The 21,269-nt window shown below is 38.8% G+C and carries 15 protein-coding genes; 11 read left to right on the top strand and 4 right to left on the bottom strand.

Going from position 1 to position 21,269, the window contains the following annotated elements:
- Window positions 1-90 precede the first annotated feature (90 nt).
- Together ASU03_RS04010 and hpf are read left to right on the top strand one after the other, a co-directional pair.
- A complete protein-coding gene (locus ASU03_RS04010; RefSeq protein WP_197411189.1) occupies window positions 91-3,825 on the top strand; it encodes a two-component regulator propeller domain-containing protein in 3,735 nt (1,244 codons plus the stop codon).
- Window positions 3,826-4,209: 384 nt separating this feature from the next.
- Complete coding sequence (gene hpf / locus ASU03_RS04005) at window positions 4,210-4,545, top strand: ribosome hibernation-promoting factor, HPF/YfiA family (protein ID WP_057830575.1); 336 nt, start codon at window positions 4,210-4,212, stop codon at window positions 4,543-4,545.
- A gap of 340 nt (window positions 4,546-4,885) precedes the next feature.
- Here hpf and metH read toward each other — a convergent pair whose 3' ends face one another.
- From metH to ASU03_RS03985, 4 genes are all read right to left on the bottom strand, one after another.
- Complete coding sequence (gene metH / locus ASU03_RS04000; RefSeq protein WP_057830574.1) at window positions 4,886-8,578, bottom strand: methionine synthase; 3,693 nt, start codon at window positions 8,576-8,578, stop codon at window positions 4,886-4,888.
- Window positions 8,579-8,634: 56 nt separating this feature from the next.
- Window positions 8,635-9,573, bottom strand: coding sequence for a homoserine O-succinyltransferase (locus ASU03_RS03995; RefSeq protein ID WP_057830573.1), 939 nt, complete (start codon window positions 9,571-9,573; stop codon window positions 8,635-8,637).
- Between the two features lie 124 nt (window positions 9,574-9,697).
- Window positions 9,698-10,312 (bottom strand): DUF938 domain-containing protein, encoded by a 615-nt coding sequence (locus tag ASU03_RS03990; protein ID WP_057830572.1) that lies wholly within the window; start codon window positions 10,310-10,312, stop codon window positions 9,698-9,700.
- Window positions 10,313-10,362: 50 nt separating this feature from the next.
- Window positions 10,363-11,520 (bottom strand): GNAT family N-acetyltransferase, encoded by a 1,158-nt coding sequence (locus ASU03_RS03985; RefSeq protein ID WP_057830571.1) that lies wholly within the window; start codon window positions 11,518-11,520, stop codon window positions 10,363-10,365.
- A gap of 361 nt (window positions 11,521-11,881) precedes the next feature.
- Between ASU03_RS03985 and ASU03_RS03980 the strand changes: the two genes are divergently transcribed.
- The 9 genes from ASU03_RS03980 (at window position 11,882) to ASU03_RS03940 (ending at window position 21,265) form a co-directional block, all read left to right on the top strand.
- On the top strand, window positions 11,882-12,745 hold the full coding sequence (locus ASU03_RS03980) for a helix-turn-helix transcriptional regulator (protein WP_057830570.1): 864 nt from the start codon (window positions 11,882-11,884) through the stop codon (window positions 12,743-12,745).
- A 51-nt stretch (window positions 12,746-12,796) separates the two neighbouring features.
- Window positions 12,797-14,344, top strand: coding sequence for a L,D-transpeptidase family protein (locus ASU03_RS03975; RefSeq protein ID WP_057830569.1), 1,548 nt, complete (start codon window positions 12,797-12,799; stop codon window positions 14,342-14,344).
- A 453-nt stretch (window positions 14,345-14,797) separates the two neighbouring features.
- Window positions 14,798-15,025, top strand: a complete 228-nt coding sequence (locus ASU03_RS03970) for a Flp family type IVb pilin (protein WP_057830568.1) — start codon at window positions 14,798-14,800, stop codon at window positions 15,023-15,025.
- On the top strand, window positions 15,022-15,555 hold the full coding sequence (locus ASU03_RS03965) for an A24 family peptidase (protein WP_057830567.1): 534 nt from the start codon (window positions 15,022-15,024) through the stop codon (window positions 15,553-15,555). The genes ASU03_RS03970 and ASU03_RS03965 overlap by 4 nt, the downstream gene beginning before the upstream one ends.
- A 76-nt stretch (window positions 15,556-15,631) precedes the next feature.
- Window positions 15,632-17,299 (top strand): AAA family ATPase, encoded by a 1,668-nt coding sequence (locus ASU03_RS03960; protein WP_197411188.1) that lies wholly within the window; start codon window positions 15,632-15,634, stop codon window positions 17,297-17,299.
- A complete protein-coding gene (gene cpaB / locus ASU03_RS03955; protein WP_057830566.1) occupies window positions 17,299-18,108 on the top strand; it encodes a Flp pilus assembly protein CpaB in 810 nt (269 codons plus the stop codon). Before ASU03_RS03960 ends, cpaB begins: the two co-directional genes overlap by 1 nt.
- 77 nt (window positions 18,109-18,185) lie before the next feature.
- On the top strand, window positions 18,186-19,652 hold the full coding sequence (locus ASU03_RS03950; RefSeq protein ID WP_057830565.1) for a type II and III secretion system protein family protein: 1,467 nt from the start codon (window positions 18,186-18,188) through the stop codon (window positions 19,650-19,652).
- A 30-nt stretch (window positions 19,653-19,682) separates the two neighbouring features.
- The gene (locus ASU03_RS03945) at window positions 19,683-19,949 is read left to right on the top strand and encodes a hypothetical protein (protein WP_057830564.1); all 267 of its coding nucleotides are present in this window, start codon (window positions 19,683-19,685) and stop codon (window positions 19,947-19,949) included.
- An 11-nt stretch (window positions 19,950-19,960) separates the two neighbouring features.
- Window positions 19,961-21,265 carry a TadE/TadG family type IV pilus assembly protein gene (locus ASU03_RS03940; RefSeq protein WP_057830563.1) on the top strand — a complete coding sequence of 435 codons (1,305 nt, stop codon included), beginning with the start codon at window positions 19,961-19,963 and terminating at the stop codon, window positions 21,263-21,265.
- Window positions 21,266-21,269: the final 4 nt, after the last annotated feature.

Below are 21,269 nucleotides of genomic sequence, written 5' to 3'. Positions count from 1 at the left end.
TAAGCAATTAATTAACTCTAATTAATTGTTATTTACTGACTATACTTATCAAATATTTAATAAATTTAGTCCAGCAAGGCAACTATGGGTATGGTATATAGGTTTTCTCTTATGCTATTACTTGCTTGCAGCTGGCAAACAAATGCCAGTATCAGATTTACCGGATATGATATTGAAGATGGTTTATCACAAAACACGGTAAATGCCATCATTCAAGATAAATATGGCTTCATGTGGTTTGGTACCCAAGATGGATTAAACCGATTTGATGGCTTTGAATTTGAAACTTTTTATGCCGATACTGAAGACCCTAGCTCACTAAGTAACGACTATATTTACCACCTATTTATTGACCAACAAGGTAGTTTATGGATTGCAACCCGGGGTGGTGGTTTAAATCGTTTTAATTATGACACTGAAACATTTGACCACTTTCAATATTTAAAGCGTGGAGAAAATAGTAGCTACCATAGCATTCAACAAATAATTCAACCTAACCAAAATGAATTATGGTTAGCAACTCATGATGCTGGCATACAAATATTCAACTTACATAGCCAAGATTTCTCAGACTTTATTTTTAAGAAAGAGCATCAAGAGCTACTATCAAAAAACATTATTTCTAGTCTATTACTAGACAAAAAAAATAACCTTTGGCTTGGCACTGAAACGAATGGTTTAATCAAATACGCCATCAATACTCAGTCCATAGAATACTTCAAACATAATAATCAACAAACCTATAGCCTGTCAGATAACCAAGTTACCTCAATATATCAAGATCAAAGTCAAACAATATGGGTAGCAACATTAAATGGTCTGAATAAGTACCAACCAACACACAATAATTTTCAGCGCGTAATACTTAAAAGTGCTAATCAAGACACCTCAAGCCATATTGCTATTAATGACATTAAAGAAGATACACAACAACGCTTATGGCTAGCTACCTCTTCAGGGCTGCACATATTGGCTAAGGATAGAGATAAACAATCTCATCATCAACATAACCCCATGCTCAATGAATCGATTTCTGGCAATATTGTCTATGAGTTATATATTGCCAAAAATAATATTTTATGGTTGGGGTTATTTGCTCATGGCATAAATAAATTCAACCTGTCTAGGCCTATTTTCACTCATATATATAAAGATAATACTAATCCGACATTATTACAACACGATGAAATTTGGTCAATATTCGAAGATAGTCAAGGTGAAATTTGGCTTGGTGTTGATGGTGGAGGACTAAATCACTTCAATAAGAAAACTCAAAGGGTTAAGCGATTTATTCATAATAAAAACAAGAACTCACTTTCTAGTAACCGTGTTTGGGCCATAGCAGAGAGTAACCCTGGAGTTTTGTGGGTAGGTACTTATGATGCAGGGTTAAACCTAATAGATACCAACACAAACCAGGTCGAGCACTTTGTTAACCAGCCTGACAATGACAATAGTTTAATTGATAATAAAATACTCGCACTTTATAAAGATAAAGAGCAAAACTTATGGATTGGCACCAAGAGCGGCTTAGATAAACTAGATACAAACACAAGAAAGTTTAGCCACTTTACTTATGACCCCAACGATAAATACAGCTTAAGTTTTAATTATGTATTGTCCATATTTGAAGATTCGAGAGATCTTTTATGGATTAGTACCTATGGTGGAGGACTAAATTCTTATAATAAAAAAACACAGCAATTCACTCGCTACCAACACGATAGTAATAATGCTAATAGCATTAGCAGCAACTATGTAATGTCAGTATCTGAAGATAGTGATAACAATATCTGGATAGCTACCTTTGGTGGTATCAATAAACTTGATTTTTACCATCAAGAAATAACTCGTTATGGCAAAAAACAGGGTTTAGCAAATGAAGCGACTTATGCTGTCCTAGAAGGCAATGATGGCGCTATATGGCTAAGTTCAAATAGAGGTATTTCTAGATTAGATACAAAAACCAACACTTTTACCAACTTTACTTTAGGGGATGGTTTACAAAGTTATGAGTTTAATGCCGGAGCTTTTTTAAAAGCATCAACAGGAGAATTATACTTTGGCGGTATCAACGGTTTCAATATTTTTAACCCACAAAAGGTCATCAAACAAAAAAACAACCTGTCGGTAACATTAACAAAAATGCGAGTGTTCAATCATATCGTTAGCATAAGTACCGCTGATAAAAACATTCAAAGCAAAACAGAAACTTTCCATTTAGAGAAGGCGATCTATCTCTTGGAAAAATTAACCTTAACCCATAAAGAAAGCCTAGTCTCCTTTGAGTTCTCAACACTAGATTTTTATCAAGATAGTGATACCCACTATGAATATATGCTAGAAAACTTGGATGAAAAATGGATTAAAGTTAGAGATAAATCACGCTCAATCACCTATACAAATATCCCAGCGGGAGATTACACCCTATTATTACGAGCCAGAAATACAAACACCTCATGGAGCAAAAATATTACTAGATTGGCAATAAATGTAAAACCGCCACCCTGGCTTTCTTGGTGGGCTTATAGTGGGTATATATTTATTATCATGACGTTAATCAGTCTATTCTTTTATCAACGCTATCAACGCTATTTATATATCAAAGACAATGAAGAAAGACTAACGTTGTCACTGTGGGGTAGTAATAGAGAGCTATGGGATTGGCACATTGCTGAAAACTATATTTTTAGAATAAACAGTATTACTGACAATATAAACGGTAAAGATAAATTCACGCTTGAGCACTTAAAAAAAACCACTCATCCTGATGATATAAACAAGGTACTTGCCGCCTTTAACTTTCATATAAATAACGAGTCTGCTCATCTAGATATAACTTATAGACGACATGATCCAGAGAGAAACTGGCGTTGGTACCGTAGCCGAGCAAAAGCAGTATCAAGAACTACTCAAGGTACAGCTAAGAGAATGGTTGGCACCATTGAAGATGTAAATGAATTAATAGAAGCTCAAAATCAACTAAATAGCTTAAATGAAGATTTAGAATTGCGGGTAAAAAATCGTACTATTGAATTGAGTGATGCCTTAGAAGAGTTAACCACCACTCAACAGCAATTACTTGAATCTGAAAAAATGGCTTCCTTAGTTGGTTTAGTTACAGGTGTTGCTCATGAGTTGAACACCCCCTTAGGTGTCATGTTAACGGCAGTATCCCTATTGGAGCATAATCAAATAACATTAACAGATAATATGAGGAAAAACACACTTACATCAAATAAACTAAATGTATATATAGAACATATAGATAGCTGCATAAAATTAATCAATAACAATATCAACAAATCAATACGTTTAGTGAAAAATTTTAAAGCTTTATCCTACTCTTCACAAAATGAAGTGAGTAAATCAATTAATCTACAGCAACTATTTAAATTTATAATTAAAGCTAACTCAATAAAGTTAGCGGCTAAATCAGCTAAGGTAACAGTCCATTGCCTAGAACACATAAAGATAATGAGCTATCCACATATTATTGATGAAGTGTTTAGTCAACTTATCGAAAATTCTTGCTTACATGCCTTTGATAACTCAATGGATAAGAAAATAAAAATCAAAATAACTATTACTGATAATTCTGATGAGGTGCAATTTATCTATCAGGATAATGGCGAAGGATTATCTGATAAGTTAGTTGGCAATATATTTGATCCCTTCTCGACCACTAAACGTGGTTCAGACTGCATTGGTTTAGGTATGCCCATAGTTTACAACCAAGTCACACATAATTTATTAGGCACAATAAAGCTATCTAGTTCTATTCTGGGGGGGCTAAAAATTATTATAGTGCTACCTAAAAAATAACTATTCTTTATTGGCTACTAAAAATACTAGCAGTTATGAGTAGCGGTATTTTTCAAGATGGTTGCCACTGTTTACCCTCTTTTTGTTAATCTATTTCTTTGTGTTCGTTAGCAAAGGTACTGGCTCAGCTACAAATCCGTGGCCAATTTTACTTGACCACTTCACATCCTGAAACTCGCATCTTGAAGTGGCTTGGCTATATACGTTTACGTGCGATCCATTGTCCATAGACGGCAAGTAGCTTGTCGATTAACTATGTTTATCCCAACCTGAAGTTGATTACACTTTGTTTCTAATTACCACAAAAAACTACTTGATTATATTTATCAACAGGAGGATTATGAAATTGAAGACAATGATTACGATAACAAAAGAGGTAATATTATGAAGATTAAAATTTCTGGACACCATGTCGAAATTACTGAAGGTATCAAACAATCAATCGAAAATAAATTTTCGAAAATCTCTAAGCATTATCCGTCAATTATGACACTCAACTCGACCATTACCGTAGAGCCACATATACAAAAACTTGAAGTCACCACCTTGTATGAAGGTGAAAAAGTAACAGTAAATGCTTCTGACAAGCAATTATATGTCGCCATTGCCAAAGTTGCTAAGAAACTACAAGTTGCCCTTGCTCGTCGCAAAGGTGTGTTATCAGCCAAATTTAACAATAAGTTTGTTGTTCAACAAACAGACTTATCACAGCTTAGCTAAGCCGGGGCTAACCATAGCAAAAGCAAGTTAAGGTAATGAAAATAAATTACTTGTTATGACTTATACCATTTTCATTAAGTTTGTGATCTTGTTGTGTGTAGGGAAAATAAATCAGGGCAAGGCGCTCGATTGACCAATAGCGGGCTATTGGGATTGAGAGCAACGCCGCCTTGGAGTATTTTAACCAGCACAAGTGGGCAATAATTTAATGAAATTGGTATTAACTGATAACGAGCAAAACTTATCAAAAAAGGCTGTATCCTTGTTTATAAATATAAACCTGGTGCAGCCTTTTTCTTTACGATAACTTAATCCGACGTCACCTTAGTGAACAATTTAATTATTCTGGCTCGTAGTCTAAATTAGCCGACAACCAACGTTCCGCTTGCTCTATGGTCATGCCTTTACGGATTGCGTAATCTAGTACCTGATCTTTAGCCAGTTTTGCCACAGCAAAGTACTTAGACTCAGGATGAGAGAAATACCAACCACTGACCGCGGCACCTGGCCACATGGCGTAACTAGAGGTCAGATCCATACCAATATTTTCGTCGACATTCAGCAGCAGCCACAATAAACCTTTTTCAGTATGCTCTGGACAAGCAGGGTAACCTGGCGCAGGGCGAATACCTTGATAACGTTCGCGAATTAAGCAGTCATTATCGAGCGCTTCATCTGGCGCATAACCCCAATATTCTTTACGTACTTTTTCATGTAAATATTCAGCCGTGGCTTCGGCTAATCTATCAGCCACCGCTTTGATAAGTATTGAATTATAAGCATCGTGATCGGCATCAAAAATTTTAACTAGCTCATCAACGCCAAAACCTGATGACACGGCAAAGGCGCCAATATAATCATCAATACCCGAATCTTTCGGGGCTAGGTAGTCAGATAAACAACGGTTAAACTGCCCAGCAGGTTTTTTACTTTGCTGACGCAACTGGTGTAAGTTCATGCGCAGCTCTTTACGTGATTCATCGGTATAAACGCTAATATCGTCGCCATCACGGTTGGCCGGGAATAAACCAAATACCGCTTTCGCTTTGATTTTTTTGTTATTAATAACATCATCTAACATATCATTAGCATCTTTAAAGAGGTTGGTTGCTTCCACGCCAACAACTTCATGCTTTAAGATCAATGGGTATTTCCCTGATAATTGCCAGGTCAGGAAAAATGGTGTCCAATCAATGTATTTTCTCACTTCATTTAAATCAATATCGTCCAGTACGGTAACACCAAGCTTGTTAGGTTTTTTCGGGGTGTAATCATCAAAGCTGATCGGTGTGGCATTAGCACGAGCCGCTTCAAGGCTAATTAAACTTGAACGTGGGCCTTTTTTGTAATGACGAATACGGACCCGTTCATACTCTGCTCTAGTGTCAGCAAAAAACTTGGCTTTGTGTTCCTTGGATAATAATTTACTGACCACAGAAACCGCGCGCGAGGCATTGGAGACATAAACCACGGCTTCATCATACTGGGGCTCAATTTTTACCGCAGTATGGGCTTTCGACGTTGTGGCACCACCAATCAATAATGGCAAGTCAAAGCCCTGGCGTTTCATTTCTTTGGCCACATGGACCATTTCATCAAGGGACGGGGTGATCAAGCCGGAAAGACCGATAATATCTACCTTTTTTTCTTTCGCTACCCGTAAAATATCTTCACAGGAAACCATCACGCCAAGGTCAATAATTTCATAGTTATTACACTGCAACACCACACCAACAATGTTTTTACCAATATCATGAACATCGCCTTTCACCGTTGCTAATAAGATTTTTCCGTTGGTACTAATTTCAGTTTTTGCCGCTTCAATAAACGGATTTAAATGAGCAACCGCTTGTTTCATCACTCGCGCTGATTTCACCACTTGCGGTAAAAACATTTCCCCCGCGCTAAATAAGTCGCCAACGGTATTCATGCCATCCATTAATGGCCCTTCGATTACGTCTAAGGGACGAACAGCAACAAGGCGCGCTTCTTCGGTATCGGCAACAATAAACTCATTAATACCTTTCACTAATGAATAAGACAAACGCTCATTAATCGGTAGCTCTCGCCAGGTTAAATCCGCTTTGGAGGCCTTACCACCTGCTTGACCATGGTATTCTTGGGCAATATCAAGTAAACGTTCGGTCGCGTCATCATCACTATTTTTAATAACGTCTTCTACGGCTATTTTTAATTTTTTCGGCAACGCTGAATAAATGGCCAACTGACCAGCATTAACAATTCCCATGTCCATGCCATTTTTAATAGCATAATATAAAAATACCGCGTGAATAGCTTCACGTACTGGGTTATTGCCTCGAAACGAAAATGATACGTTAGAAACACCACCTGATATCAACGCATAAGGTAGGTTTTTCTTAATATCAGCAACCGCCTCAATAAAATCTACCGCGTAGTTATTGTGCTCTTCAATACCGGTAGCCACAGCAAAAATATTGGGGTCGAAGATAATATCTTCTGGCGGAAAGCCAATTTCATCCACCAATATATGATAAGCACGATGACAAATTTCATATTTACGTTGTCGGGTATCCGCTTGGCCATCTTCATCAAACGCCATTACTATCATAGCCGCGCCATAACGGCGTACTAATTCAGCTTGTTTGCGAAAGTTGTCTTCGCCTTCTTTCAAGCTAATCGAGTTAACTATACCTTTACCTTGAATACACTTTAAGCCTGCTTCAATAATATCCCATTTAGAGGAGTCGATCATAATGGGCACTTTGGCAATATCTGGCTCGCCAGCAATCAAGTTTAAAAAGCGTACCATGGCCTCTTTTGATTCCAACATGCCTTCATCCATGTTGATATCAATAATTTGTGCGCCGTTTTCAACCTGCTGTAAGGCGACAGCAATAGCTTGTTCGTACTTGTCTTCTTTAATTAAGCGTTTAAACATAGCCGAACCCGTTACGTTGGTACGCTCACCAACGTTAACAAATAAGCTATCACCTTTAATGGTTAATACTTCTAAACCAGACAAACGACAAGCGATTTCACGGGGTGCTACTTTACGTGGGCTAATGTTAGCAACGGTGTCAGCCATGCCTTTAATGTGCTCAGGCGTAGTACCACAACAACCACCGATGATATTTAAAAACCCTGAACTGGCCCATTCTTCAACGTGAGTATTCATATCCTTAACGGTAAAGTCATATTCACCAAAGGCATTAGGTAAACCGGCATTGGGATGAGCAGAAACAGCAACATCACAAATTCGGCTCAACTCTTCAACATATTGGCGCAGTTCAACCGGGCCTAACGCACAGTTAAGACCAAATGAAACCGGCTTGGCATGACGCAGTGAATTGTAGAAGGCTTCGGTTGTTTGCCCTGATAAGGTCCGTCCTGAGGCATCAGTAATGGTACCTGAGATCATCACGGGTAAACGCAGTTCAAGTCGTTCAAAAGTTTCTTCGACGGCAAAAATGGCCGCTTTAGCATTTAAGGTATCGAAAATAGTTTCGATTAAAATGAGGTCACAACCACCGTCAATTAACGCTAAGGTTGACTCAATATAAGCCTCTTTTAATTCATCAAAAGTAACATTACGAAAGGCAGGGTCATTGACATCAGGAGAAATAGAACAAGTACGATTGGTTGGCCCTAAAACACCGGCAACAAAACGCGGGCGATCAGGTGTTTTTTTAGTGTATTCATCGGCAGCGGCACGGGCAAGTTGCGCAGCAACACGGTTGATTTCGCTGCTATACTCTTCCATGTCGTAATCAGCCATGGCAATCGTGGTAGCATTAAAGGTATTGGTTTCTAGAATATCGGCGCCCGCTTCAAGGTAGTCACGATGAATCGCTGTAATGACTTCAGGCTGAGTAAGCACTAACATATCGTTATTGCCTTTAACGTCAGTATGCCAATCAGCAAAACGTTCGCCACGAAAATCCTGCTCTTCAAACTTGTACGCTTGGATCATGGTACCCATAGCACCATCGAGAATAAGAATATTTTTAGCCAGTTGCTGTTCAAATAAAGCAAAAGATGGGTGTTTTTTCATTGTTAAATCCGGGAATAACTATTTAAAGAATGAGGGTATTATCAGTGCTGAACCTACTATTTATTTAGCACTGAATTGATATTATTGGCATCTAATTGGTATGGCGTTATTTGATAAACATAATAATTCAACCAGTTAGTAAAGAGTAAACTGCCATGACTACGCCATGAGCCAGTCGGTTTATTATTAACATTATCATCTTGATAATAATTAATCGGCAATGGCGTGCTCGCCTCTTTTTTGCAGTCTCTCAGATACTCTTCATGCAAGGTAGCCGTATCATATTCAGGGTGACCGGTGAGGTACACTTGTCGCTTATTTTTACTGGCGACTAAATAAACCCCAGCATCAGCTGATTGCGCCAAAATATTGAGCTCATCAATACCTTGATAATCGGCTTGATTAATATAGCCATAGCGTGAATGTGGCACATTAAAACTCTCATCAAAACCTCGAGTCAGCTCTTCTTTACTATCAAGAGGATAATGTTGATAAACCCCAGATAGTTTTTGCTGACGTAAATGACGGTTTAAACCATAATGGTGATACAAGGCCGCATGTGCAGCCCAGCAAGAAAACATGGTGGAAGTGACATTTTTCTCGGCCCAGTCAAACACCTCACAAATTTTATCCCAAAAGCTAACATCAGCATAATCAAGTAAAGCTAACGGCGCCCCGGTGATAATAAGGCCATCGTATTGTTTGTGCTTGATATCATCAAATAAACAATAGAAATTTTCTAAATGCTCTTTCGGAGTGTTTTTGGAGACATTTTTATGAATACGAACAAATTCGATATTAATTTGCAGTGGCGTATTGGATAACATCCGCAAAATTTGTACTTCAGTTTCAATTTTATTAGGCATTAAATTCAAGATAGCCACTTGCATCGGGCGAATTTCTTGATTGGCCGCACGGTGCTCTGACATCACAAAGATGTTTTCCTTATCTAACACAGATAAAGCGGGTAATTGACCAGGGATTTTAATGGGCATGACACTACCTAACAAAAAAAAGAACATAATAAATCGATGATTATCATATTACTTAGATTGCTAGATATGTCAACATCTAAACGTATAGACGTCTAGATGTTTTTATTGGTTGGCTTTTATTGCGCTAATTCATAATAAATACCAGTAAACGATTATTCGCTGGCATAGGGTTATCGGATAATAAAAAAAGGCCGGCCTCATGAGCCAAATTTTCAATCCATTCAATATCACGTATGCCACTCTCTTCATCTCTACCCTTTAGCCATAGGTCAAAATTGGCATTACTTTGACTGGTAAATTTCCTTTGGTAATTAAAGGGACCATATATGCATAAAACGCCACCTTTAACTAAATTCTGTTTTACCCCAGTGAAAAACTTACTCACCAATGAGCAGCTAACAATATGTAAGGTATTAGCAGTAAACACACCATCAATGATCCCTTGCAGTGATGACTTGGTCAAGACCGCTTGCCACGGTTGCTCTAAGTCTAAAACAATTGGCGCTAATAGATTAGTTAAACCACTGCTCTGTCTGCGGTAGTTTATCGAAGCATGATTCACCAGCAAATCACTTGGCTGCCAACAAAGCTGCGGTAAATGTTCCGCAAAGAATACACCATGTTGCCCGGTACCTGAGCCTATTTCTAGTACTCGTTTAGTCTTGGCAAAGGCACCTTGTAATACCGTAAAGATAGGCTGTTTGTTATTTTCACAAGCTTGAGAAAATGCGATGTCCATTATAATTTCCTAGGTGACGTATTTATTTGAAAGCAAAGATTATTAGCTATTTATACCACTACTTTAAATGGTAGAGCTTGCTGACATTGCTGGTGATAACGTTGCATATGTGCGCGTTCATGTTGGCAAAAATCTTTAATTGCCTCTTTAAAAGCGCCATGTTTAACCCAGTGATATGAATGGGTTAATACCGGTTCAAAACCTCGTTGGATTTTATGTTCACCTTGGGTGCCAGGGTTAAAACATTGTAAATTATGTTCGATGCAAAAGGCTATACCCTGGTAATAACACAGCTCAAAATGTAAGTTGTTAAAGGCTGTTTTACAGCCCCAATATCGACCATAAAGATGGCTGTCATCATAAAAAAACAAAGCACAAGCCACATCTTCATCATTATGCCTGGCAATAATAAGCAAAACATTAGCCGCTAAGTGAGTGAATATTTGCTTAAAAAAATCAAAGTTAAGGTGAGGCTGATGGCCTTGTTTCAAATAAGTAAGTTGATAGGTTAAATAGAAAAAATCGATATCGCTCGCCGTAATATCTGGCCCTCGAACTTGCCTAATGTTAATGCCCTGCTGCTTTATCGATGCTCTTTCTTTACGGGTATTTTTGCGTTTACGTGAAGTGAATGTGGCAAGAAAGTCATCAAAACTTGCATAACCTCGGTTAAACCAGTGAAACTGTACCGTATGACGCAGATAAACATCTTCAGGTAACTTATCAGTTGTGCCACTTTTACCTTTTGCTGTTGGCCTTGACGTACTGTCTATTTCAGGGCAATACAATATGTGCCAACTGTTTATTTCGTGCTGTTGACAATGGCTAATTAATGATGAAAAAAGCTCAGCTAAATTTAGCTTATTTGACCAGAGTTTGTTGCTAGTAACTGGAGTAAAAGGAATAGTGCCGACGAGTTTAGGATAATAAGCAAGATTGTTATCCTCATATGCTTTGGCCCAATCCCAGTCAAAAACATATTCGCCCCAAGAGTGCTGCTTAAGGTACAAAGGCATAATGCCGTCAATGGTACCATCATTTTCAATAACCATATGATGTGGTTGCCAACCGCGCGCACCAGATACCGACTGACTAGCTTCTAACGCCTTAAAAAACTCATAACTGACCAACGGGCACGAGGAAGTATTTAGCCGGCGCCAATCACTTACTGGTATTTGCTCAAAACGTTCAAAAAAAGTTATCTGCACAGGAAAAGGTCATTTTTAGGGGCTATTTCCGTGTGAAGATAACAGTTTTAACGAGAAGTTCCTATACTGAGAAACTATAATCTTACAGAAAAATCACCCGCTAAATGTATTAACTAGACTAAAATAGCAATAGCATTTTTCTTAATTTCATCTGCAATTTGCGAATCACAATTACAATATCGATTAAAAAGTGTCGTAATTTTTAACACTTTTGCTTAGAGAATTTCTTATTGAAATTATAACTAATTGTATTGGTTCATATATTACAAAAAGGTGTGATAAATGCATATTTTTAAACTATTGTTCAACTAGTTATTTGTCTGTATTAGGTTATCAATCACTCGGATATTTAAGGATGAGTATGGCTATTCTCAAAGCGAAAGAATACTTTGGTGTTATCGGGCATAACAAAAACAGCCTCAACCAGGTTTGTCATAGACTAGATGATAAACTTGCCTTCAAAATAATACCTTCTATTGAGCATATAAAAAAGCTCAATGGATCTTTAGGTGCCCTTGCTTATGTAATGGACTGCCATTCTGAACTTCACTGTTATAATTTAGAAGCTATCAGTCGTGACTTTTCAAAAAAATCACTTTATATTTTGTCCGCTTGCATCTCAATACCTATGCTGCATCATGCGCTTAAACTCGGTGTTAAAGATGTGTTCCATCTGCCGATGAATAACAATGCTTTGACTAACCTGTTAGTTGAACTTAACGAAACCACTGATATTGATTGTTTTGAACAAGAGTCAATAACAAGTGATTTTATGCCCGCCATAGAAGAGCTAATAAGTCATCCTTTAGAGGGACTGTTTGAATTAATCGAACAACATTTTTTCGATGCCCCGTCACTAAAACAAGCATCGAATAGTTTATATTTAAGCCCTAGTCGTATTAGTCATATGTTTAAAGATTTATGTGGTGTTGGTTATTGCCAATATATTTTATGTCGACGCTTGGAAGAGAGTGAATACCTCTTACGTCAAGAAAATGCTTCTGTCACCAATGTTTCTTTTGCTGTTGGTTTCTCAAATCCATCACACTTTTGCCGAAACTTTAAAGAGCATCTTGGTCTAACACCAACCGCATATATCAAAAAGGAACTAGGCATGGAGCTAAGCTGCTTATATCAGCGATATCAAAAATTAAGAATGGAATTATTACCAATAGCAAAAATACAACAAGCAAAAAATCGCCGCCTTATGGGTCTTAATGGATAGCGAGCAACTTAAGTAAAGACCAGTATTTAACGAAAAAACCAAGGGAATAACATGAATTTAACAAGGTTTTTTTTATATTTTTTAATGTTAAATACTACCATAGTAAACACAGTACCAGCTTTTACTTTTACTGCCCCCCCCCCCGCTAACACCTCTGGATTTTTTTTACCAATAGGGCTATTGACTCAAGATAAGCAGATCAACTATCAGCAGCTGATATCTCATCATAGTAAAAATTATTTATGGATTGAAAATGATAAACTCAACTTATCCGGGATTTCATTACTCAGCTTACTGAATGACTTGGGCATTAACCTTGTTACGTTTAATGATCTTAACAACTTAACGAGTGAGCAGAAAAACAAAATTGACCTACAGCTCACTCAGCAATTATTTTCTATTGCCACTTTATTTAATGGTTATCAGTTTAAGCCGCAAGAGAAACCCAGTGAAGACATCCTTAAAGCAGTAAAAAATCATCAGCTTGCCCGTTATGTTGAGCAGTTATTACCACAATTTGATCAAGTGCTACGTCTACGCTCGGCAATTGTTCATTACCGTAAATTAACAGAAACGCCTTGGCCAGTAATTGATGAAAAATTATCCTTAAGGTTAGGTCAAGGACATAAAGAGGTTATTAAGCTGCGCAGTATTTTAGTTGCTTTAGCCGATCTTAGCAAAGCACAGTACTCCCACTATCGGCGGCATATTTTTGATCCGGAAGTCATTAGCGCCCTTAAAAAATTTCAAGCGCGACATGGTTTAACCGCCAATGGCAAGTTAACGGCGAAAACCATTAAAGCACTTAATACCAAGCCAGAGAAACGCCTCGAAATCATGCAAATCAATTTATGGCGTTGGTTATCATTACCCAGTAAACCACCAAAACGTTATATACTGGTTAATATTCCCGCCTATCGTTTATACTTTATTGAAAACCAGCAAGAAACATTATCGATGAAAGTGATTGTTGGTGATAATCAGCACCCTACCCCGATAATGGTCACTAAAGTGAGCAGTGTTACCATCAATCCACAATGGACACCAACCTATAATATTGTTCATAAAGAGTTATTAGTCGAGAACTCCCGCAACCCAGGTTCACTAAGACGGCAAAACTTTAAATTGGCAAAAGGCTATGGTGCTAAGCAAGTGCTTCGACCTATTTTTAATGATTCCCGCTCAATAAAGGCAGCTTTGGGTGAATACAAATTAATACAGGCCGCTGGCAAGAATAATGCTTTGGGAAAATACCGTTTTAATATAAAAAACTTTCATTCTGTATATTTACATGATACGCCAGCAAAACATCTTTTTTCGAAAAAATATCGGGCATTAAGTCATGGTTGTGTACGTTTACAATACGCCAATTTACTTGCTGAAAAATTCATGAAAAACGAGCCTAGAAGTAAACAACGACAAGTAAGAAAGGCTCTTACTACGAATAAAAGCCAACACATTAAACTGGCAAATAGCATTGCGGTTTATCTCACCTATCAAACGGTTTGGTTAAGTCCGTCTGGCCAAATACAGTGGCTGGAAGATATTTACCAACAAGATACACCTGTTAACGTCACTATCACCGCCAGCATATTATAATTTACCCGTAGGCGGGAACTTGTTCGCGCTTCCTTACCCATGCGCGATTAAAATCCCGCCTACGCATTATCCATGCGCTTCCTTATCTGCAACGCAGAAGCAGCAGGAGAAGCTGCGCTGCCACCGCCAGCATTTTATAATTCCCCGTAGGCGGGAACTTGTTCGCGCTTCCTTACCAACTCGCAACTGGGTGCAATAGATAGCAATCTGATGTTAGCGACATCAAATAAAACCGACTAACTTTATTAATACGCTCATTGGTTAATTGAAAAAAACGGTGAGTCATCAGCAAAGGACTGCTTACAATTGCCTTTGTGGTTAACTAGTCGGTACTTACCTTCTTTAAGTACCTTATAAGTACCTTAGTCCTAGCAGCAGTTAGGATAGACCAAGTGCATTTGTTAGCTCTTGCTTTGCAATCAAGCATAAACATTAATGGTTTTGGAGCATCTAATGAATAAATCAACTCAATCTATGCAAAGTTTTCTGAAAGATTTTATTGAAGATGAAAGTGGTCTCACCGCGGTGGAATATGCCATTGCCGGTGGTTTAGTGGTTGGCGGTATGGTTGCCGCATTCCTTACTTTAGGCGAGAATGCTACAGGGCAAATTACCAAGCTAAGCTGTGCAGCCTCAGGGGGGACATATACTGAGACCAATGGAGTTGGCTCCTGTGTATGATTATGCTTGCTATCACCTTGTTATTATTGCTTAGCGCTTTGTATTTCGATCTGCGCTATCAACGTATACCCAATAAGCTTTGTTTGGCTGGGCTACTAGCTGCCCTTGCCTTGCAAGCTTATATCAGCCAGTGGTATGGCCTAGGACAAGCATTATTGGGGGCAGGTTTAGCATTAGCTTTGTTATTACCAGCATTTTATTTTCGCTTTTTAGGTGCGGGTGATGTCAAGTTAATGATAGCCGTAGGCGCCTTGTCTGGGCCGACCTTATTATTTTGGTCGCTAGTCTACGGCATTATTTTTGGCACCTTTACTAGCTTAGTTCTCGCACTGCATAAGCTTGGCTGGTCAGGTCTGCTTAAGATGGCAAGCCAAGCTTTTATCAAGCAGAGCGAAAACCAGACATCGGTATTCGTCCCTTATGCACCAGCATTAGCATTAGGTTGGTTGTTAGCGTGTTACCTGAGTCCTGAGATAGGCGCTGAAATAGCACCGAAAATAGCGACTCTACTGAGTAGCATTAACATTTAATAGTACTAACACTTAGCAGTACAAATACTTAATAGGCACAGACAAGTAATAACTAAACAACGTTATAGGAATTACCATGGACTCATCACCTTTTGATCGGACTAATCAAGCGGGCAACTTAGCTAATAGTGCCGCTGATAGTGTCTCTGACAGTTTAGCTAGCTCAGATAGTGACTCTATGGCGCAGGAAAAATACGCAATTCCTCCTAAACATGGTCTTTCCTTATTACTTAAAAGTAGTCGGAAAAACAGCAAAAAAAACAACCCAGAAAAGAATAAGGAAAGTAGCCAAGAACAGAGTCAACAAAGCAGTTCACCGACACTTAGTGACAATTCGCCATCACTAACTATTGCTCAAGATGAACAGGCCTTAGCGCCAATGCTTGCGATAGCGGCTATGGCAAAACGACCTAAAACCATTGCAGAAACTGGCCTTTCCGAGCAGTTATTATTACAACTGTTAATCAAACATATGTTAGTTGATCATGTGGTCAGTGTGCGTCAGTTAGCAGACAAAATGGCTTTAAGTGGCGGCATTATTCAAAATTTGTTAGATCATGCAAAAACACTGAACTGGTTAGAAAACCGTCAATCGAGCAAAAGTGGTCAAATGCGTTATGCCCTGAGCGGCTTAGGTAATACCGAGGCCGAAAAGGCTTTTAAGCAAGCGGGTTACTTAGGTATTACGCCAGTGCCACTATCGCAATACTGTGATATTTGCCTGCAACAAACCAGCCGTAATACGGTTGTGGTTAAAGAATTACTGCAGCAGCGTTTTAGTAAGCTGATGTTTTCTGAAGAACTTATTAACACCATAGGGCCAGCGCTTAATTCCAGTAAACCTATATTAATTTATGGTGCCCCTGGGGTTGGCAAAAGTTACCTTTGTCGACATTTAAATTTACTGTTTGGCGATGAGATATTAATACCAGCCGCCATAGAAATTAATAACATTATTATTCAGGTTTATGATCCCCAGTTGCATAGTTTGAGCAGCAATGAGCAACTGCATAATAATAATGATGCCAAATTAGTCGCCTTAGCCCATGGTTATGATCCCCGCTGGCATTTATGCCAACGACCATTATTAGTCACTGGCGGAGAATTGACTGCTGAGATGTTGGAAGTTAATTTTGACGCTACTAATCGAACTTATAAAGCGCCACTGCAATTAAAAGCCAATAACGGTATTTTATTATTAGATGATTTAGGACGGCAAAAAATTAGCCCGGTAGAACTATTTAACCGCTGGATAATCCCTTTAGAAGAACGCCGCGACTTTTTGTCTTTACCCAACGGTTTACATTTTGAAATACCTTTCGAGCTTATTTTACTTTTTTCCACCAATTTAGCGCCGCAAGACTTGGTTGATGACGCTTTTTTACGTCGTTTAGGTTACAAAATTAAATTCGAAGCCTTATCCATTGAGTTATACCAACAACTTTGGTTTAAAACCTGTGCTGACTATCAGCTTGATTGTCACCATGACATTTTCACTTATTTAGTTGAACAACGTCACTATGTCGATCAAAAAGATTTTTTACCCTGCTTGCCACGAGACTTATTGAGCATAGTCTGCGACCAAATAAAATTTAATCAATTAGCGCCAGTGGTTACGCAAGCGCTACTCTGTTTTGCCTGGCAACATTATTTTGTCCACAGCTATGATAATTCTAGTTCAGATAACGCTAGCCCAAATAATGCCAAAAATCCTAATAAGTCAAATGAGTTAAGGAGTGAATAATGAATAAAAATACTATGCTTTTTATCACCATGTCCATCGTTTTTGGTGTTGGCGCGGTATTTATTGCCAAAAATTGGCTAAATGAAAACCAGCAAGAATTAACCGAAGCACAAGTCAATGTGGTTATCGCGACAATAAACATTGCCACAGGCACTATTTTAAAGGCTAACCATGTCAATTTAGTGGTTTTTCCCAAGTCAATGGCGCCAGATAAAGCGGCAAATAACTTAGAGGACGTTATCGGTAAGGTCGCTAAAAACCAATTTTACATTGGCGATATTGTTAGAGCAGAACGTTTGGCTAAGCAAGGTGATGGCAGTTATTTAGCCAGCTTGATTAGTGAAAATATGCGCGCAATTACTATTCGCGTTAATGATGTTGTGGGTGTCGCCGGCTTTTTATTACCGGGCAACCGAGTAGATATTCTTAATACCTACCAACAAGACGGTCAGCCCACTACCGAGGTGATTCTTTCCAATATCAATATTTTGGCGGTTGATCAAAGAGCCGCCAGTGATGAAAACAAACCACAACTCGTTCGTTCAATCACCGTTGAAGTTGATTTAACACAAGCAGAAATACTAATGAGCGCGCGCAGAAATGGCTACTTGCAGCTTGCCTTGCGTAATCCAATAGATGATAACGCGGTACTCATTGCCAGTGAACAAGCAGCAATACCTGAGGCTATAGAGCCAAAAGTTGATGTGCTTGCTGATCCGGCCCCTAAGACAGCGGCTAAGATTCGCCAACGGCAGAGAGTTGAGTTAATCAGAGGGGTTAGACTGCAAACCGTGCAGGTAGATATTTAATCGTTATTGCAAGGTGTAGTCGTTTAGGTATTAAATCGAATAGATATTGAGGCTCTAGGGCTAATAAGGAAACAGTCATGAAAGGTGTAACCGTTAAAATAGTCACCATAATCAACTGCTTTATTTTATTGATAATAGTGCAATTGTTCATTAGTTCTGCGGTATTAGCGGGTGGACCCACTAAACTAATAAACGATGAATTCAAGGTACCCATCTTCAAGTCTAGAAACTTAACCATGAATCAAGCAGTCAGCCGAGTTTCAATAGGTAATGACAAAATTGCTGATATTTTAATATTACGTGCTAAAGAGCTTTACATTGTTGGTAAAACACTAGGTACCACTAATATCATGGTCTGGGATGAAGAAGATAACTTGGTTGATATTATTAACCTTGAAGTTACTCATGATTTAAATAGTTTACGTCAACGCTTATATCGTTATCTGCCTGGTGAAAATATTGGTGTGGAAACATCGCAAGGACAATTAGTCCTTAGTGGTCAATCTTCCTCATTGGCAAAAATGAATACCGCAGTTGAGCTTGCTAGTGGTTATGCCGAAGCAGCATCGGTAGGTAAAGTTAGCAGTAAAGTGCTCAATATGATTTCTATTGGTGGCGGCCATCAGGTAATGCTTGAAGTAACTGTCGCAGAAGTAAGTATTGAAATTGCTCGTAAGTTTAGTGCAAACATGTCATTAACCTTTAATGGCTCAGATGGCACAGCGGGTATTGTTAGTGGTATTGGTGCCGGAGTGGCAAGTAACATTAGCAGTGGTTTTTTTGGCTCTTTAATTAATGGCGATATGCAGTTTAGCTTTGCCCTAGATGTTGCCAAACAAAATGGTTTAGCCAAAATACTGGCCGAGCCAAACATTACCGCCTTAAGTGGCCAGAAAGCTGAGTTTTTAGCTGGCGGGGAATTTCCAGTACCGGTACCCAGTGAGGAAGGCACCACGGTGCAATTTAAAGACTTCGGTGTCGGCGTAAGCTTTGTACCGACGATATTAGACTCAGGAAAAATCAATTTAAACCTCAAAATATTAGTCAGTGAATTAAGTACTTCTCATGGCGTTGGTGTCACCCCTACAGGTTCATCATCATCCTTAGTGGTACCCTCTATTATCAAAAGAACGGTGGAAACTACAGTAGAGCTCGCTGATGGCCAAACCATAGCTATCGGTGGTTTGTTAAGTGATACCTTACGTGACAGCGTTACTAAATTTCCTGGTTTGGGTGATTTACCCATCTTAGGACAATTGTTTCGTAGCCATGAATATATTAGTGGTCAAACTGAATTAGTGATTATGGTAACCCCACGATTAGTCAGACCCTTTAATAAGAAAGACATTTCCTTACCTACCGATGGTTTTGTGCCAGTCTCCGATATGGAGTTTTATCTATTAGGCAAGATGACCCGGCAAAACACTTCCGAAGCAACGACATCACCGAATCAAAGAGCAAAACTTAACAATATTATTTTAACCAATGATGGCGGTACTAATCAGCGTTATGGCCATCAACTTAAAGCAACTAAAACCGATTAATAACCATTAAAATTAGTTAAGGAGTTAGTAATGAAAAAAAGTAACTTACTCAAAAGTGTATTGTTAGCCTTATCAAGCCTACTGATATTGGGCTGCGCAGATCAACCTAGTTATCAACTAGCAATGTCGAGCAAACAAATCAAACAAGTGCAAATACTCAACCCCAACGCAGCAGAGCTAAATGATGGCATTATTGTCACCTTAAATGGTAACTACGGCACGAATGTCATTAAAAAATATCAACGCAGTGTTTACAGCATGAAAGAATCTCGTCAAATGACGCAGAACAGTAAGTAGGTTAAATACTTATGTTATATCAAAAAAACAGACCAACAATATACCAAGATTATCAAAAGGGTAATGTGCTGGTACTTTTTGTTATCAGCTTATTAGCACTGATAACACTGGCATCCTTGGCATTAGATGGCGGTCATCTATTATTGAATAAAGGCCGATTACAAAATCTAGTTGATGCCGCCGCACTGCATGCAGCTAAAGAACTCGATAACGGCGCAACTAGGCTACAAGCTTCGGTTGCCGCAATTAATTTATTACAAATAAATCTTGCCCATACGGATCAACAAGAGTTATCCCGTGCTATCGATTTTGATGGCGACACTAGCGCCTTGTTGACCATAGAGTATTCTGTAACACCTGACCCATTTATCGTTGTCACGAATACCAGTATCGAAGCTCAATTTGTCAAGGTATCACTAAAGCAAATACCCTTAGATAACTTTCTCGCCAATGTTTTTAGCTTTAACAAACGAGTTTCGGCTACTGCTTTGGCTGGCCCTAGCACCGCAGTAGAAAATTGCTTTACTAATTTAGTGCCAATGTCAGTTTGTGGTATAGAGGGTGAAGAAAATTTTGGCTTGGAAAAAAACACCTTGTATGTGATGAAAATTGGTTCAAATACGGACTCAACCATTGGTACCGGAAATTTTCAATTAATTCGTTTGGCAAGTAATTCTGGTGCCGCCGATATTCGAACAGCCATGGCTGGCGAGGATAATATAACCAAAACATGCTTTGCAACAGGTACCGATAATGCGTCAGTGCCAACAGAACCCGGTAATAATGTTGGTCCAGTGGCACAAGGACTGAATACACGCATGGGAAAGTGGAACGGACCAGTAAACGCTACCGATCACCCCAGGGATGAAAATATATGTCAGGGTTTAAAAATTGAAATTGAAGACGATGGTTCACTCGAAGCAAGCGCATTAACAAAAGCATACCGAGCAACTTGGTACATCAATGATAATAAAAATATTGCCTTAAGTTGCCAAGCCCCACCAGCAGGTTTAACGATTAATCCGCAAGAGCCTGATTTTAGTCGACAGTCACTAGCTTCTGCTGAGCGAAGAATTATGAATGTCGTTATTAGTAAATGTGACGGTAAAATAAATGGGGCTAATAATCTAGACTTTTTAGGGGTTGCTTGCTTTTTTCTCACCCAAGAAGTTGAGCACAAAGGACAGGAGTCTTATGTCATCGGAGAGTTTCTCTATGATTGCTCTGGCGGTGGTGATGCCACCTTAGAGCCAGTAGATACCCCTGGGCCATATAAGATGGTGTTATACCATGTACCAGGCAGCACTGATTCTTAGGAGG

The organism is Colwellia sp. TT2012, assembly GCF_001440345.1.
Classification (GTDB): domain Bacteria; phylum Pseudomonadota; class Gammaproteobacteria; order Enterobacterales; family Alteromonadaceae; genus Colwellia.
This window is presented reverse-complemented; position numbering and strand designations above follow the sequence as displayed.

Excerpts from the sequence above, each read along its gene's own strand:
- ASU03_RS04010 (WP_197411189.1), top strand. The coding sequence starts at position 91 with ATGGTATATAGGTTTTCTCTTATGCTATTACTTGCTTGCAGCTGGCAA.
- hpf (WP_057830575.1), top strand. The coding sequence starts at position 4,210 with ATGAAGATTAAAATTTCTGGACACCATGTCGAAATTACTGAAGGTATC.
- metH (WP_057830574.1), bottom strand. The coding sequence starts at position 8,578 with ATGAAAAAACACCCATCTTTTGCTTTATTTGAACAGCAACTGGCTAAA.
- ASU03_RS03995 (WP_057830573.1), bottom strand. The coding sequence starts at position 9,573 with ATGCCCATTAAAATCCCTGGTCAATTACCCGCTTTATCTGTGTTAGAT.
- ASU03_RS03990 (WP_057830572.1), bottom strand. The coding sequence starts at position 10,312 with ATGGACATCGCATTTTCTCAAGCTTGTGAAAATAACAAACAGCCTATC.
- ASU03_RS03980 (WP_057830570.1), top strand. The coding sequence starts at position 11,882 with ATGGCTATTCTCAAAGCGAAAGAATACTTTGGTGTTATCGGGCATAAC.
- ASU03_RS03975 (WP_057830569.1), top strand. The coding sequence starts at position 12,797 with ATGAATTTAACAAGGTTTTTTTTATATTTTTTAATGTTAAATACTACC.
- ASU03_RS03970 (WP_057830568.1), top strand. The coding sequence starts at position 14,798 with ATGAATAAATCAACTCAATCTATGCAAAGTTTTCTGAAAGATTTTATT.
- ASU03_RS03965 (WP_057830567.1), top strand. The coding sequence starts at position 15,022 with ATGATTATGCTTGCTATCACCTTGTTATTATTGCTTAGCGCTTTGTAT.
- ASU03_RS03960 (WP_197411188.1), top strand. The coding sequence starts at position 15,632 with ATGGACTCATCACCTTTTGATCGGACTAATCAAGCGGGCAACTTAGCT.
- cpaB (WP_057830566.1), top strand. The coding sequence starts at position 17,299 with ATGAATAAAAATACTATGCTTTTTATCACCATGTCCATCGTTTTTGGT.
- ASU03_RS03950 (WP_057830565.1), top strand. The coding sequence starts at position 18,186 with ATGAAAGGTGTAACCGTTAAAATAGTCACCATAATCAACTGCTTTATT.
- ASU03_RS03945 (WP_057830564.1), top strand. The coding sequence starts at position 19,683 with ATGAAAAAAAGTAACTTACTCAAAAGTGTATTGTTAGCCTTATCAAGC.
- ASU03_RS03940 (WP_057830563.1), top strand. The coding sequence starts at position 19,961 with ATGTTATATCAAAAAAACAGACCAACAATATACCAAGATTATCAAAAG.